At 41.9% G+C, this 15,259-nt stretch carries 14 protein-coding genes; 4 read left to right on the plus strand and 10 right to left on the minus strand.

Annotated elements, in window-relative coordinates:
* Positions 1-9: 9 nt before the first annotated feature.
* Positions 10-783 carry an adenosylmethionine decarboxylase gene (gene speD / locus ASC42_RS03600; protein ID WP_055440602.1) on the plus strand — a complete coding sequence of 258 codons (774 nt, stop codon included), beginning with the start codon at positions 10-12 and terminating at the stop codon, positions 781-783.
* Here speD and bioC read toward each other — a convergent pair.
* The 8 genes from bioC to ASC42_RS03640 all read right to left on the minus strand — a co-directional run bounded on the left by bioC (position 776) and on the right by ASC42_RS03640 (position 9,633).
* Positions 776-1,543, minus strand: coding sequence for a malonyl-ACP O-methyltransferase BioC (bioC, locus tag ASC42_RS03605; RefSeq protein ID WP_055440603.1), 768 nt, complete (start codon positions 1,541-1,543; stop codon positions 776-778). The two genes, speD and bioC, sit on opposite strands and share 8 nt — an antisense overlap.
* A complete protein-coding gene (locus tag ASC42_RS03610; protein ID WP_055440604.1) occupies positions 1,536-2,216 on the minus strand; it encodes an alpha/beta fold hydrolase in 681 nt (226 codons plus the stop codon). The genes bioC and ASC42_RS03610 overlap by 8 nt, the downstream gene beginning before the upstream one ends.
* The gene (bioF, locus tag ASC42_RS03615; protein WP_055440605.1) at positions 2,213-3,382 is read right to left on the minus strand and encodes an 8-amino-7-oxononanoate synthase; all 1,170 of its coding nucleotides are present in this window, start codon (positions 3,380-3,382) and stop codon (positions 2,213-2,215) included. Before bioF ends, ASC42_RS03610 begins: the two co-directional genes overlap by 4 nt.
* A 64-nt stretch (positions 3,383-3,446) precedes the next feature.
* Positions 3,447-4,457: a FecCD family ABC transporter permease gene (locus ASC42_RS03620; RefSeq protein ID WP_055440606.1), complete on the minus strand. Its 1,011-nt coding sequence runs from the start codon at positions 4,455-4,457 to the stop codon at positions 3,447-3,449.
* Entirely contained in the window at positions 4,454-5,428 is a 975-nt protein-coding gene (locus ASC42_RS03625) for a FecCD family ABC transporter permease (protein ID WP_055440607.1), read from the minus strand. The genes ASC42_RS03620 and ASC42_RS03625 overlap by 4 nt, the downstream gene beginning before the upstream one ends.
* 60 nt (positions 5,429-5,488) lie before the next feature.
* Complete coding sequence (locus ASC42_RS03630; protein WP_425339066.1) at positions 5,489-6,421, minus strand: iron-hydroxamate ABC transporter substrate-binding protein; 933 nt, start codon at positions 6,419-6,421, stop codon at positions 5,489-5,491.
* Positions 6,357-7,217: an ABC transporter ATP-binding protein gene (locus ASC42_RS03635; protein WP_055440608.1), complete on the minus strand. Its 861-nt coding sequence runs from the start codon at positions 7,215-7,217 to the stop codon at positions 6,357-6,359. The genes ASC42_RS03630 and ASC42_RS03635 overlap by 65 nt, the downstream gene beginning before the upstream one ends.
* A 118-nt stretch (positions 7,218-7,335) precedes the next feature.
* On the minus strand, positions 7,336-9,633 hold the full coding sequence (locus ASC42_RS03640) for an EAL domain-containing protein (RefSeq protein WP_055440609.1): 2,298 nt from the start codon (positions 9,631-9,633) through the stop codon (positions 7,336-7,338).
* Between the two features lie 194 nt (positions 9,634-9,827).
* Between ASC42_RS03640 and ASC42_RS14430 the strand changes: the two genes are divergently transcribed.
* A complete protein-coding gene (locus tag ASC42_RS14430; protein WP_055440610.1) occupies positions 9,828-11,114 on the plus strand; it encodes a globin-coupled sensor protein in 1,287 nt (428 codons plus the stop codon).
* Positions 11,115-11,201: 87 nt separating this feature from the next.
* On the opposite strand, the gene ASC42_RS03650 is transcribed toward ASC42_RS14430, so the two are convergent.
* A complete protein-coding gene (locus tag ASC42_RS03650) occupies positions 11,202-12,323 on the minus strand; it encodes a glycerate kinase (protein WP_055440611.1) in 1,122 nt (373 codons plus the stop codon).
* On the minus strand, positions 12,320-12,751 hold the full coding sequence (locus ASC42_RS03655) for a hypothetical protein (protein ID WP_032099839.1): 432 nt from the start codon (positions 12,749-12,751) through the stop codon (positions 12,320-12,322). Before ASC42_RS03655 ends, ASC42_RS03650 begins: the two co-directional genes overlap by 4 nt.
* Before the next feature lie 120 nt (positions 12,752-12,871).
* On the opposite strand from ASC42_RS03655, the gene ASC42_RS03660 reads away from it, so the two are divergent.
* Complete coding sequence (locus ASC42_RS03660) at positions 12,872-14,104, plus strand: aminopeptidase (RefSeq protein WP_055440612.1); 1,233 nt, start codon at positions 12,872-12,874, stop codon at positions 14,102-14,104.
* A 71-nt stretch (positions 14,105-14,175) separates the two neighbouring features.
* Entirely contained in the window at positions 14,176-15,258 is a 1,083-nt protein-coding gene (locus ASC42_RS03665; protein ID WP_245191140.1) for a diguanylate cyclase, read from the plus strand.
* Position 15,259 lies beyond the last annotated feature (1 nt).

Consider the following 15,259-nt stretch of genomic DNA (forward strand, 5'->3'; position numbering starts at 1 on the left):
AGGTTTATGATGAAACTACACGGATTTAATAACTTAACGAAATCGCTTAGTTTTAATATGTACGACATTTGTTATACGAAAACGGCAAGCGAGCGGGAAGCGTATATTGCATACATTGATGAAGTGTATAATGCGGAGCGGTTGACGAATATTTTAAAAAACGTGGCGGATATGATTGGAGCGCACATTTTGAATATCGCCAAGCAAGATTATGTTCCTCAAGGGGCTAGCGTCACAATGCTTATATCAGAAGGACCGATTGAAGTGCCAAAAGAAGAACCGCCTGTGCCACAAGCGGTCGTTTGTGCGCTCGATAAAAGTCATATTACAGTGCATACATATCCAGAATATCATCCGAATGATGGGATTAGCACGTTTCGGGCTGATATTGATGTTGCAACGTGTGGAGAAATTTCGCCGTTAAAGGCGCTTGATTATTTAATTCGTTCATTCGAGACCGATATTATGATTATCGACTATCGTGTACGAGGATTTACACGCGACATTTCTGGAAAAAAGTTATTTATTGATCACGATATTACATCCATTCAAAACTACATTCCTGACGACATTCGGAAACAATACGATATGATTGATGTGAACGTGTATCAAGAACATATTTTTCATACGAAATGTAAATTGCGTGAGTTTGATTTAGACAACTATTTGTTTGAGTTGTCAAAAGATCAACTGACAAAAGAAGAAGTTGAAGCAATTACACATAAATTGCGTATTGAAATGGATGAAATTTTTTACGGAAAAAACATGACACCACCTAAGTGATGTCAATCCAAATGCAATGATATGTCGCACGAATGAAGCCATTTTCAGCAAATCGGCTTTCGTATTCGTTCATCATCGTTTTAAACACGGACGGGCGTTGACAATAACGTCCAGACGTACTATTTGTTGCACCGATGTGGCGAAGGGATAAGAAAAAGTCGCGTACCGACGGAAAATATTCTACTTCCATGCGCTCATGCCCCCGAGCATAAGGATGCATGTGAAGCCAATCGGAAAACGTCGGAAACGATGGCCCGATACGAAGCGGCTCATCAATATGTTCGCTCGCTAAAGCGTAAGCAAATGATGTGTGCAGCTCGTAAAACGTTCGGTTTCCGAATGTGGAGAAAAGCAGTTGACCGCCTTCATTCCGCTGATTAACAAGTTTAGCAATCGTTCGTTTCGGCTGGACGAACCATTGAAACGTCGCGTTAGAAATGATGATATCATACATTTCGTCGATCGGTGCTTCTTCCACATCTGCACATAACCACGTAATCGGTGCGTCGCCAAGCCTTTGTTTCGCCATTTGAATCATACCCGGGGCGATGTCGACAGCTGTTAGCTTCGCATGCGGATACGCATCGTGTAACAACTTCGTTAAATATCCTGTACCACACCCGATTTCTAAAATCGTTTTTGGAGGGCGAGCGATATGCTTCATTAATTTATGTGCCATCTTTTTTTGTACGTTAGCAAACTGATCGTACGTCTTTGCTCGTTCGCTAAATCGTTTTTGCATCAACTGTTTATCAATCATTGCTTCCACCACCTAACCATGTTTGAATGACATGAGCACACGCATATGGTTGCGTGACGTGTGGTGCATGTCCGACGTTTCGTAAAAGCTTCAACGTACAATTCCTTGTTCGCTCGTATATATACTGCGCAGCTTGGGGAGGGCAAATGCGATCTTGTTCACCGTGAATAAGTAAAAGCGGCACATCCATTTGTTGTAGCTGGTCTCGTACATCTGTCGCTAGTAAATAATCTAATCCGAGCAACAAGTCAGACGTTCGATCATGCATATGTGGAAATGGTCGTGCTTCTTTCTCTCCCCACAACATATCAATAAACGACTGAATCGTTTTATTTGTTTGTCGTACTACTTGTACTTTCATACGCTCAACAACGCGCGCATGCCAACCTGCATGATAATTTTCGGATGTTGTAAACCGGCTTGTGCCACCGATACATACAAGATGCGTAACATACGGGTGCATACCGAGTTGTAAAGCGACAAGCGATCCAAGGGACCAACCGATAACAAGCGAAGGAGCGTGCAACGCTTCTTTGGCTTTCGTAAAAAAATGATTCACATCGCGCATATGCTCCCATTCAACGATCGTGACATCATTTAGCTGAAGCGCTTCAATGAGCGGGGTAAAAACGTCACTTTTCATCCCCCACCCAGGCAATAATAACACGTTCATGCGATCAGCCCCATTTCTTTTCCAACTTCAAAAATATGCGAAAGCGCCCAATCAATTTGTTGGTTTGTCATCGTCGCCATGAGTGCAAAACGAATGCGCGCTGTGCCTTCTGGTACAGTTGGTGGGCGAATCGCAACAGCAGCAATACCACGCTCGCGCAATTGAGCACTAAACGCAAGCGCCCGTTCGTTGTCGCCAACAATGATTGGTACAATGTGCGTCGTGCTTTCACCAATATGAAACCCTACCTGTTGAAGACGTGTACGGAAGTAATCGCTTAATGCATGTAAATGGTGACGCAATGTGATCTCACGTTGTACGATATCAACAGCTGCACAAATGGCACCGAGAACGCTTGGAGGTAATGCGGTTGTAAAAATAAATGGACGCATCGTGTTCATCAAATAATCAATAAAGACGCGTTTTCCAGTGACGTATGCCCCATATGCACCAAGCGCCTTACTACATGTCCCCATATGTATGTCAATATGTTGTGCGAGTTGAAGTTCGTGAGCCATTCCTTCTCCATTTTTCCCATATACACCACTCGCATGTGCTTCATCCACGACGAGCATGGCACCGTACGTTTCTTTTAACATAACGAGATCACGTAACGGTGCAACATCTCCGTCCATACTGAAAATTGTATCCGTCACAATGATTTTCCGTTTATGTCTCTCTGCTTTCTTTAATAACGTCTCCAAATGATCCATATCGGCATGGCGATAGCGTCTCACTTCCGCCCGGCTTAATATCGCGCCATCCACAATGCTTGCATGATTCCATTTGTCGCTGAAAATAATTGCATCTCGTCCTGCTAAAGAAGAAAGAATGCCGATATTTGCTGTGTATCCACTATTGACGATGAGTGCGGCTTCACAACCTTTCCAACGGATCAACGCTTCTTCTGCTTGTTCATATAGGGAATGATTTCCAACGACAAGGCGTGAAGCAGTCGCTCCAACGCCGTATCTTCTTGTTGCTTCGATGCTGGCATGAATTAACCGTTCGTCATTTGCGAGACCTAAATAGTTGTTCGATGACAAATTAAATAGATGACGTCCGTCCATATGTATAAAACAACCGTCACTTTCTGTTTTGACTAATGTTCGTTTTTGCGCTTTGCCCGCAAGTTGTTCGATATGTAATTGCAATTCCTCCCACAATGCACCTCTCCTCCTTTTTGTAAACCTTATAAACAAAAAAGTTTACACTTATCGTATCATACGTTTATTTCTTTTTCCATAATAAATAAACAAAATAAGGTGCACCGATGAGCGATACGAGCACACCGGCAGGGAGGCCATCTGGTTCAATAAGATTTCGTCCAATCGTATCAGCAAGCAATAACAATGCACCACCCATCAGCATGGCGACAGGTAAACTTAACTCATTGCGCGGTCCAACAAGCGCACGAGCGATATGTGGCGCCATTAAACCAACAAATGCGATACCGCCTGTAACGGACACTGCCGATGCAGCAAGTGCGACCGCTGTAAGCAATAAAACAAGTCGTTCCCGATCAAGTGATAGCCCGATGCCGATCGCTACCGGGTCGCTCAATTGCAATACATTAAGACGATGGGCTTTATATAAAACAAAAGGGACAAGAATCATCAGCCAAGGCAATAAAGCGAGCACAAACGCCCAATCTGTCCCCCAAATGCCCCCTGCTAACCATTTCGCAATAAAATCGACTTTCGTGCGATCAGCACCTGAAACGAGCACAATCATGAGTCCTGAAAACGCTGTTGCGCAACCGATCCCGATTAACACGAGCCGAATCGGTTGAAGCCCCGTTTGTTTATTGTATGATAACGCATAAATGAGGATGGCTGTAAGTAGCGCACCACAAAAGGAAACAAGCGGAATGATATAAGCAAACGATGTAGCTTGAATCGGAATAAATAAAAAGAACAGAGCAACTGCCACACCAGCACCAGCGTTTATACCGACGACACCTGGATCAGCTAAATCGTTGCGCATAATGATTTGTAAAATCGCACCTGATAACGCTAATGCCATTCCTGCAAGCAACGTGAGCGCGATGCGTGGTAAGCGAATAGAAAAAAGAACGAACTGTTCTTTAAACGTCCCTTCACCTAATAGCACCGGAATGAGCCGGTCGAAAGATAAAGCGGAATAGCCTGTCCCCATGCTGATGATGGCCGTCATGCAAATGAACATAAGCAAAACGAGCAAAATGATGCGCTGTTTTTTTCGTAACTGAGGTACGATCATAACATTTTCTCTCCTTTACGCACAATGAAAAGAAAAAACGGAAGCCCCATAACCGCCACAACTGCGACAACGGGTGTCTCATATGGTGCATGAATCATTCGTGCGATTGTATCTGCAAGCAACATAAACGTTGCCCCACCGATCGCGCTCATCGGCAAAATAAAACGATAATCTGTTCCGACGAACGAACGAACAAGATGGGGAATCATTAAACCGACGAACGCTAAGTTGCCAACAAGCGCAACAGACGCACCAGCTAGTACAATGACGATGAAAAAAAGAATCGTTTTTACACGCGTCAGTTGCTGGCCAAGTCCGACGGCTACTTCTTCACTCATACTTAAAATCGTTAACTGTCGACTTTGCCAAAAAGCGATAAGCATGGCGAAACAAATGAATGGGGTAACGATTTTCAGTTCATGCCATGTCGTCCCCATCATCCCACCAGCTGTCCACATCGATACATCTTTTGACACTTTATATATGAGTCCAATCCCTTCTGCGACCGCATATAAGAAGGTAGAAATCGCGGCACCGGCTAGCACGATGCGAAACGGTGAAAATGACTTTGCACCGATGCCAAATACGAGCAAGCCACCGAGCGACGCACCAAGGAAGCAGGCAAATACGGTTTCGATATAGTTTGCGTCAGGAAAAAAAGCAAACATTGCGGCTAACGCGGCGTTCGCCCCTGCTGTCAGTCCAATTAATCCTGGATCGGCCAATGGGTTTCTCGTCATCCCTTGCATAATAGCACCCGCAACAGCTAACGCTGCGCCCACAACGACAGCTGCCGCTTCACGCGGGAGACGGACTTCATAAATCATCATTGTTTGTTCGCTTGTCTCTGGCGCTGTCATCGCGAGCCATACATCTTTAATTGTCGTCTCTGCAGCTCCGATTACGATAGAAAAAACAAACATCACTAACCATATGCATAAAGCAAATATAAATTTTTTCAGCATATACATCCTCTCTCTTCTCTCACATAAAGAAAGAGGAATTCGCGACGAACTCCTCTTTTTACTACATTACTCCCCTAAAAAGTGCTTTTTGAAAAACTCAAGCTGATACTCTAGCGTAATTGGATCGTTAAAGTAAAATTCTTTTGCGTTTGCTTCAAAGACGCGATTATTTTTTACAGCCGGAATGTTTTTATATGTTTCTGTTTCTGTAAATGAAAGGTCACCATCTGCGTTTTTGCTGAAGATGACATAGTCTCCAGCAAATTGCGGAAGCACTTCAAGGGAAATCGCATAGTATCCGTCTTTCAATGCATGTTCTTCAACTGCTTTCGGCATTTTTAATTTCATTTCTTGATATAAAATTTCTGTACCACGACCCCAGTTATTGCCGAATACGTACAATTGCTTATCGAAGTTTTCAATGACCGAAACGGTTGCATTTTCACCAATTTTCGCACGAATGTCTTCGCCAGCTTGTTGCGCACGCTTTTTGAAGTCATCGATCCATTTTTTCGCTTCTTCTTCTTTATTCAATAGCTTTCCAATTTCTAAATGTTGTGTTAAGTAGTCGACTTTTCCGTACGTATATGTGACAGTCGGCGCAATTTCCTTTAATTTATCTAAGTTTTTATTTGTTGACGCTGCAATAATTAAATCTGGCTCAAGTTCGATAATTTGTTCCAAACTTTCATCTGTTACTTCCTTTGCATCTTTTAAATATGGCTCATAACGCGGGTTCATTTTTGCCCAAGAGTCCACACCAACAATTGGCACATCTAACGCCATCACACTACCTGCTAAAAAGGAAGATAAAACGACAACGCGCTTTGGATTCGTAGGCACTTCGACTGGACCTGTTTCAGATTGATATGTCATTGTTTTTGGTTCGTTTGCCTCTTTTACTTCCTTTTCTTGTTCTTTTTCAGCTGCTTGATTACCGCACGCACTCAAGATGAGGACGAACAAAAGAAGAATGGACATCATTCGCTTGTTCAACATGTTGTGCATCTCCTTTTATTAAATGATATGTGATACACATCGGTTTGTTTGTTCGAGGGTCGCGGCCGATTTCTGCGTCGATATGAAACACTTTTCGTAATACGTCGCGCGTCATCACTTGTTCGCACGTTCCTGCTTGAACGATTTTTCCGTCTTTCATCGCGATCATATAATCTGCAAAGCGTGCTGCTTGATTTAAATCATGCAACACCATAATGATCGTGCGCTTTTGTTCGCGGTTTAAACGTTGCAACAATTCGAGCACCTCTAATTGATGCGCCATATCTAAATACGTCGTCGGTTCATCTAAAAAAATGATATCGGTCTCTTGCGCAAGCGCCATCGCAATCCAGACGCGTTGTCTTTGACCACCTGATAGCGAGTCAACGGAGCGATGTTTAAATGCGATCGTTCCGGTCACTTCAAGCGCCCAATCGATAACTTCATAGTCTCGCTTCGTTAGCCGGCCGAATCCTTTTTGATACGGAAACCGTCCGTAAGAAACGAGCTCACCGACCGTTAAACCGCCAGGGCTTTCCGGCGTTTGCGGTAAAATGGCCATTTTTTGCGCCAACAATTTCGTATGCTCTTGCGAAATTTGTTTCCCGTCTAAAATGACCGCTCCCTCTTGATGACGAATAATGCGCGTCATCGCTTTTAAGAGCGTCGATTTTCCGCACCCGTTCGGCCCGATAATTGTCGTTATTTTTTCATCTGGAATATGTACAGTTAACCGATCGACAATGGTGCGCTCTCCATATCCGATCGAAAGTTGCTCTGTATACAACCGCGACATATGTTTACCCCCTCGAACATGTAGTCAACTAATCGGTATTGAGAATTAATATCAATACACATTGTAATTTACATGAATTGATTATCATTGTCAATGATTTTTTATAAAAGAACCAACTTCAATCAGTTAGAAGCTGGTTTTCGATGTACGTTTTTGAAAAAAGGTGGGCAGACACGGGCTTTCCGAGCACATATCCTTGAATTTCATCGCATTGTAACGAGCGAAGAATGTGCAATTGTTGCAACGTTTCTACCCCTTCTGCAATGACGCGTAATTTTAAGTTTTTCGCAAGTAAAATGATAGCTTTTACAACAGCAACGTCTTCTTTTTCTTCTGTAATTCCGTCAATAAATGGTTTTGCAATTTTTAAACGATCAATAGGAAATTTACGTAAATAACTAAGTGACGAATAGCCTGTTCCGAAATCATCAATCGAAATGCAAACACCGAGCTGTTTTAATTGTTGTAGCTTATGGATTGTATATTGTTCGTTAAATACAGCCACCCCTTCTGTAATTTCTAAATCGAGGTGGTTTGGGGACAAGTTCGTTTGTTGTAAGACCGAATGAATATGTTCAACAAAGTTTTCTTTTAAAAATTGTTTTGGTGAAATGTTGACGCTCATACGAAACGATCGCCCGATCTGTTCGTTCCATGCTTTCACTTGACGACATGCTTCTTCCATCACCCATTCACCAATCGCAATAATTTGCCCTGTTTCTTCGGCAATCGGGATGAACACACTTGGTGGAATCATACCGAGCTTCGGGTGAATCCAGCGAATGAGCGCCTCCATCCCAATTAATTCCCCTGTTTGCACATCAAATTGTGGTTGATAAAATAGCGTAAACTGTTTTTTTTCGATCGCTTCGTGAAGCGCGGTTTCAATGGTCGTTTTTTGTGAGATAACGCGATCCATTTCACCGTTAAAAAACCGATATTGGTTTTTCCCGTGTTCTTTCGCGCGATACATTGCCATATCCGCATGTTTCATTAACGTATCGCCCGTTTCCCCATCATACGGATACACCGCTACTCCTACGCTAAGCGATACACGCATATCTAAATGTTGAACAGCGATCGGTTGCTGACTAATAGAAACGATGTCATTGACAAAACGACGAAGCTCATCGATATGATGTAACGGTGTAAAAATAATTGTAAATTCATCACCGCCTTGTCGAGCGACAATGTCGGTTGGGCGAGCTTTTTCTTTTAATACCTTTCCAATGTGTACAATTAATTCATCCCCAATGTGATGGCCAAAATAGTCATTAATATGTTTAAAACGGTCAATATCAATAAAAATGACAGCGAGACAACGTTGCTCATTTTTAGCATGAATAATCTCCCGCTCAAGCTTGGTGACGAATGCTCGCCGATTGAAAAGTCCTGTTAAAAAATCGTGATTTGCGGCATAAGCAAGTTGTTCGTTTACATATGTTAACTCCCTTGTTCGTGTCGCCACTTTCTGCTCTAAGTCGTCATTTAATATTTGAAGTCGTTGCAAAAGTTGTCGATTTTCTTGTAGCGTCATAAATTGACGAATGAAAATCAACCCGACCGCAAACACAAGACAGGCGATGACGATGCGATCGTCTGGGGAAATAAAAGGAGCACACATTAAAATAAGAAAACATACATACGGAAAAATGACTGTGATGACGGAAAGATGTTCTCTTTTTTGAAACAATAAATCTCCATCTTTGGCGCGATAGCCTGACAACCCGATCATAAGTACACTTAAAATCCATAACGGATCTAACCATGAATTGGATTCATAATGAAATTGCATCATTTGTACGAAATAAATAGTATCTGTAAATATAAAACATCCAACACCGACAATATTCCATAACCAAATGCGGCGAACGTTTGTTGCAAAAAAGAGAAACAAAAGTAAAAATAACATGACGAGATCAAGAAGTGGATAAGTAACTAAAATAGAAATGTATAACACTTCTTCTTCCAAATAGGTGATTGGTTGAACAATGTATATCCAGCTATATGCCATAATGACGCATGTCACAATGAGTGCATCCCATAATGACTGCCATATGACAACGGTTTTTTGCTGTTGCATCACGATATATACTAACGCTGCAATGCAGGCAAGAGAATATAAAATATAAAATACGTCTGCCCACCCTGGAAACGGTGGCTCTGTTTGTAACGCCCATTCATATATGCGATAAATCATTTCAGCAATAAAATAAAAAATTGCACCAGCGGTCATCCATGTCCAAAATACACGTTCATTTGTTTTTATACGAATGGACGCTCTCCATAATAAAAGGATTGAAAGAAATATGCCACCTAACGAAAAAAATGAGCCAACAATCACTTCTGTTTGTCCAGACATAATAAATAATGCCATGTAGTAAGCGATGACATATAAAAATACGATGACTTGCACTCGCATCCCTCCTTTTCTCACATCATATGCGCAAGAAAAAGAAACGAATAGGACAACTAGCCGAGCGCTTAAAAATGTGTTTTTTAGTTGTTTATTTAAAACAATGTTTAATATATTGGGAGCGCATTATTGTTCGTCAATTCATAATGCAAGGAATATAATTGTATTACAACAATAACAAGGAGTGATGTTCCATGCTTTTTGCTAAATATAAAAAACAGTTTCCGCCATTTCACTTAGACAGTAGAGAACCTATTGTACATACAACAAATGAAGTGAAAGCACGATTGTCTTACATGGGAGTGAAAGAAGGACATTTACAACTATTGCGGGAAATAAAACCGCTCGTTATGGAACATGTTGATGAGGCAGTCGAAGATGTGCTTAATCGTTTATATTCGTTTTCACTATTGCAGTCAGTCGCACATGCAAAAACGACGCGGGAACGTTTAAAACAAGTATTTGTTGAATATGTTGACTCTCTCTTTTCAGCAACAATTAATGAAGATTATATTTCTTTTCGGAAACAGCTCGGTAGTAATCATCATAAACGTGGCTTACCAATCGAATGGATGATCGCAACATATGAAGCAATTGTAACAGCTCTGCTTCCACGCCTATTAACATATGCGGAACAGGAAGGGAGAATTGATCGGTGGACTCACATAATAACTGCTCTCTTTCATCTTATTAACTTTGACTCACAACTCATTATGAGTGCCTATATGGATGATCGAATGCAACAGTTGGAGCAACTAACTAAAAAACAAACCGCCACTCAATTACAATTACGTGATATGGGTCAGCAGCTTGCCGCTTCAATTGAGCAAACGGAGGCAGGGCTAAGTGAAGCTGGAGAAAAAGCAAGAAGAGTGAGAGAACAAACAGAAATGACGCAGAAAAGTAGTCAAAACTTATCTAGCCTTATGAACTCAACAGAACAACAAGTTGAACAAACGCGCAAAACATTCGATGAAGTGGTCGATAAAGTAAACGATGTACTTACGATTTTACAACAATTATCTAACTCATCTGAAAGTATACGTAATACGTCTTCTCAAATTCAAACGATTGCGGATCAAACAAATTTGCTCGCTTTAAACGCTGCAATTGAAGCGGCTCGAGCAGGAGAAGCAGGAAAAGGATTTGCTGTCGTTGCTGATGAAGTACGAAAACTAGCTGAACATACAAAACAAATGAGCACACACATCATTGAAGGAATAGAAACGAACTACCATCAAGTTGCAACCCTTGTCCACAAAATGAACGATATGAGTACAATGGCAAAAGAAGCTTCTAGTCAAGTTGAACAAACAAAAGGAGCAATGGTTGCTTCAAAAATGGAACTCGATCATCATACTCATCTGTTCCAAGAAAACCAACAACAAATCGACTATATTTTACGATCCATTGAAGAAATTCATCGCGTGATGAAACATTTATCTTCCTTGTCTATGCAATTAGTCGAACAAGCGGAATAAACAAGGGGTGCTTCTCCCCTTGTTTGTTGTTTATTTAGAACAATGTTTAATAAAAATAAAAAAAGGCGTAAATGAAACGGTTCTCAACTAGGAAAACCGTTTGAACGTACGGGCAAGGTTGCGTGCTTTCGTATATAAAAGTGTAGCAGCAGATTGCATACATTGTTCTACCGTCATCGGTTTTGTCGCAATCGCATCGCAACTAACAAAATATGTATATAGTTTTTCAAATCCATCGCCGAGACTGCCGGACAATAAAAAAGCAGGGACGTCATATTCGTTCGCCAGTTGTCCAACGTAACACGGAACTTTCCCGTACAACGTTTGCTCGTCGCTTTGCCCTTCTCCCGTAATGACAATATGTGCACATTTCATTTTTTCCGGCAGTTGCACCGTTTCCCCGACAAGTTTTGCTCCAGACATTAATTTTCCCCCAAGCAATAAAAAGGCAAAACCTAAACCGCCTGCCGCTCCAGCTCCCTGCTCATGTGCATATGAACGACCAATTTGCTGTTCAATAGTTTGTGCATACGTATGTATCCATTGATCTAATATACGAATCGTTTCATCATTTGCTCCTTTTTGCGGTCCAAATACGTACGATGCCCCTCGCTCCCCATAAAGCGGATTATCGACATCACATGCAATGAGAAACTCGCTTTCGTATACACGTCGATCAACGGATGTCATATCAACATAGGCAATATGCGGTAAAGAAGACGGGATCGGAGGCAACGGTTCTCCTTTGGCGTTCGTAAACGTGGCACCGAGCGCACATAACAGACCGAACCCACCGTCGTTTGTACTACTTCCCCCAAGCCCGATGACGAAACGCCGGTACCCCGCATGAAGCGCTGCCATAATCACTTCCCCAACACCATACGTGGTCGTGTGAAGCGGATTGCGCCTTTCCATTGGAACAAGCGGCAAACCGATGACCTGAGCAACTTCAATGACCGCTGTATCTTGAACAACACCATATGCCGCCTGTCTCGTTTCAAACAGCGGACCGCGAACTGTGACATATTGAAAAGAGCCGTTCATCGCAGAAACGATCGCTTCCATCGTCCCTTCTCCCCCGTCTGCCATCGGAACAGCGACGACTGTCGCTTCTGGATATTCACAGCGAAACGCTTCTTTAATGATGGTGCACACTTCGCTCGCTAATAAACTTCCTTTAAATGAATCGGGTGCAATGACTACATTCATCCGCTCACCACCTTCTTTAATACATTTTTTCCGTCTTGTCGAACAAACACAACGGTCATAATCGTTCCACGTTCGCGCGAAAACGGCTCGCTTGTTACCATTCGTTCATCATCACGATAAGGAGAACGATATAAATCAAATAAAAATGTTGTCTCATCCACCGAATCGATAAATATAATTTCCGCAAACCATTCACCGTTCACATACGAAAGCGGAGGTCCGTCTTGTCGTTCCATCGAAATGAGCTTTTTTTCTTCACCCATTTCACAAAAAGCGACGCCAACATCATCTCCCGCACAAAAACCGATGAGCGGTTCTGTCGTCGTAAATGTGAGCGTCTCTCCTTTGACTTGTACATCAACCGTTCGTTCATGAGCACAAATAAACATGCCTTCAACATAAAATAATTGTTTGTCACCACATTCCATAAGTCAGTCCCTTTCCAATGATGTTCCTTAATAATAAATAATAATACAAGTGAAAATGTTTTCACAACATCATTCCTTTTGTTAAAATAGTAGTATGCTTTACAATAAGGAGGCGTTGTTATGTTAGAAAAACAGTTACAAAAATACGCACAACTTGCTGTGCGTGTTGGGGTAAACATTCAACCTGGGCAAACGTTGTTTATTAACGCTCCGCTACCGTCTGCTCCACTTGTGCGCGAAATTGCTAAAAAAGCGTACGAAGCTGGGGCAAAACATGTGCATGTCGAGTGGAGCGATGAAGAAATCACGTACATAAAATTTAAACACGCGCCAGAAGAAGCGCTTCATGAATACCCGACATGGCTTGCGAAAGGACGCGAGGAAGTCGCCGAAAAAGGTGGAGCGTTTTTAAGTATTTATGCACCGAATCCAGACTTATTAAAAGATATTGATCCTGCACGAGTAGCTGCAGCAACAAAAGCAGCAAGCATGGCGTTGCAACATTACCGTAGTCGCTTAATGGCCGATCATAACTGCTGGTCTTTAATTGCTGTGCCGACACCAGCATGGGCGAAAAAAGTATTTCCGAATATGGATGAGGACGAAGCTATTGCAAAATTATGGGACGTTATTTTCCAAGTCACTCGCGTCGACCAAGACGATCCGATTGATGCGTGGAAAGCGCACAATGAAAAATTAGCGCGCATTGTCGATTATTTAAACAACAAACAATATAAACAACTCATTTATGACGGACCGGGCACAAATTTAACTGTTGCGTTGCCGGATGGACATATTTGGGCTGGTGGCGCAGCAAAAAGTACAGACGGCATTGTATTTAATCCAAATATGCCGACAGAAGAAGTGTTTACAATGCCGCATAAAGATGGAACGAATGGTGTTGTGCGCAATACAAAGCCACTCAACTACGGCGGAAATATTATTGACGGCTTTACGCTTACATTTAAAGATGGTAAAGTTGTCGATTTTACAGCAGAAGTTGGCTACGATACGTTGAAACATTTGCTCGATACAGATGAAGGTGCACGTCGATTAGGAGAAATTGCACTCGTACCACATCGCTCGCCAATTTCACAATCAAATCTTGTGTTTTATAATACGTTATTTGATGAAAATGCTGCCTCACATTTGGCGCTCGGCAAAGCGTATCCGACAAATATCGAAGGCGGCACAAATATGCGCACAGAAGAATTGCTTGAACGTGGAGCAAACGATAGCTTAGTGCATGAAGATTTTATGATCGGTTCTCATGAATTAAATGTCGATGGGATCACAAAAGATGGTGTACGTGAACCGATTATGCGAAATGGTGAATGGGCGATTTCTATTTAAAGATGTTGCGGCGTTTGTCCGCAACATTTTTTTTCATTCGCATATATTGGCAAAGAGAGGAGGAGCGAGGGATGATCAAACAATTTATTGCCAACAGCGGGATACTTATTGCTGGTTTTTATTTAATTAGTAAATTTTTCCCTTTAAACATTCATAAACAATCTCCTTTTTATATGCGCCTACTTGCTGGAGCTTTTTGTGGCTTATTAAGCATTGTGCTTATGCTTTTTTCCATTCCACTTGGACATGGAGTTATTGCGGATTTGCGCCACATTCCACTCATTGTCGTCAGCTACTACGGCGGCATGCCAAGCGCACTGGCGGCAGGGATCATTATGGGAGCAGGACGATTTTTATTCGGTAATATGTTTGCATCGCTCGTTTCTTTTTTTATTTCTCTTGCGATTGCAATCGGCTGTGGGCTAATAAGTCGTTGGATGAAGCGAAACATCGCGGTAACAACGTTTTGGATGAACGTTTACAGCATGTGTTTCATTTCGATTGCCTTATTCATTAATATTCCAGATCGCTACATTTACACTGAAACGTTAGTCATTTTCTGGCCCATCTCGATTATAGCCACATATGTAGCCGCTAATATTTGTAAAGATATTCGCCAATCAAAAGATTTATTGCAACATTATAAAGCATGGGCAACGACTGATTTTTTAACGGGGCTTTATAACGTTCGTCAGTTTCATACTGCATTAAATGAAAAAATGGCACAAGTCAAGCAACAAAACAACTGTTTAGCGCTTATTTTATTTGATATTGATCGCTTTAAATCAGTAAATGACGTGTACGGACATGATGGTGGAGATGTCATTTTACGTCATCTTGGTGAGCTCATTCGCTCGCTCGTTCCGAAAAACGGTCTAGCGTTTCGCAATGGTGGTGAGGAATTTTCGATCCTACTTATCAGTTGCGAACATGAAGCAGTAACATTTGCCGAGCATGTCCGAACAACGATTGAGCGTTATCCCTTTGTCGTACAAAAACAAACGGTGCATATTACAGTTTCCATTGGCATTTCACTTTTCCCGACGCTTGCAACAAATGAAACAGAACTATTTAAACAGGCGGATATCGCCTTATATGAAGCGAAACAGCAAGGACGAAATCGTACGGTTGTATATAAAGGAACACTTGCATGAA

The organism is Anoxybacillus suryakundensis, from assembly GCF_001418025.1.
Lineage (GTDB): Bacteria > Bacillota > Bacilli > Bacillales > Anoxybacillaceae > Anoxybacillus > Anoxybacillus tengchongensis.

What these genes read in the sequence shown, in the direction of transcription:
- ASC42_RS03625 (WP_055440607.1), bottom strand. Translation starts at nt 5,428, where the DNA reads ATGTATATGCTGAAAAAATTTATATTTGCTTTATGCATATGGTTAGTG.
- ASC42_RS14430 (WP_055440610.1), top strand. Translation starts at nt 9,828, where the DNA reads ATGCTTTTTGCTAAATATAAAAAACAGTTTCCGCCATTTCACTTAGAC.
- ASC42_RS03665 (WP_245191140.1), top strand. Translation starts at nt 14,176, where the DNA reads ATGATCAAACAATTTATTGCCAACAGCGGGATACTTATTGCTGGTTTT.
- ASC42_RS03650 (WP_055440611.1), bottom strand. Translation starts at nt 12,323, where the DNA reads ATGAATGTAGTCATTGCACCCGATTCATTTAAAGGAAGTTTATTAGCG.
- ASC42_RS03655 (WP_032099839.1), bottom strand. Translation starts at nt 12,751, where the DNA reads ATGGAATGTGGTGACAAACAATTATTTTATGTTGAAGGCATGTTTATT.
- ASC42_RS03635 (WP_055440608.1), bottom strand. Translation starts at nt 7,217, where the DNA reads ATGTCGCGGTTGTATACAGAGCAACTTTCGATCGGATATGGAGAGCGC.
- speD (WP_055440602.1), top strand. Translation starts at nt 10, where the DNA reads ATGAAACTACACGGATTTAATAACTTAACGAAATCGCTTAGTTTTAAT.
- ASC42_RS03610 (WP_055440604.1), bottom strand. Translation starts at nt 2,216, where the DNA reads ATGAACGTGTTATTATTGCCTGGGTGGGGGATGAAAAGTGACGTTTTT.
- ASC42_RS03660 (WP_055440612.1), top strand. Translation starts at nt 12,872, where the DNA reads ATGTTAGAAAAACAGTTACAAAAATACGCACAACTTGCTGTGCGTGTT.
- ASC42_RS03620 (WP_055440606.1), bottom strand. Translation starts at nt 4,457, where the DNA reads ATGATCGTACCTCAGTTACGAAAAAAACAGCGCATCATTTTGCTCGTT.
- ASC42_RS03630 (WP_425339066.1), bottom strand. Translation starts at nt 6,421, where the DNA reads ATGTTGAACAAGCGAATGATGTCCATTCTTCTTTTGTTCGTCCTCATC.
- bioC (WP_055440603.1), bottom strand. Translation starts at nt 1,543, where the DNA reads ATGATTGATAAACAGTTGATGCAAAAACGATTTAGCGAACGAGCAAAG.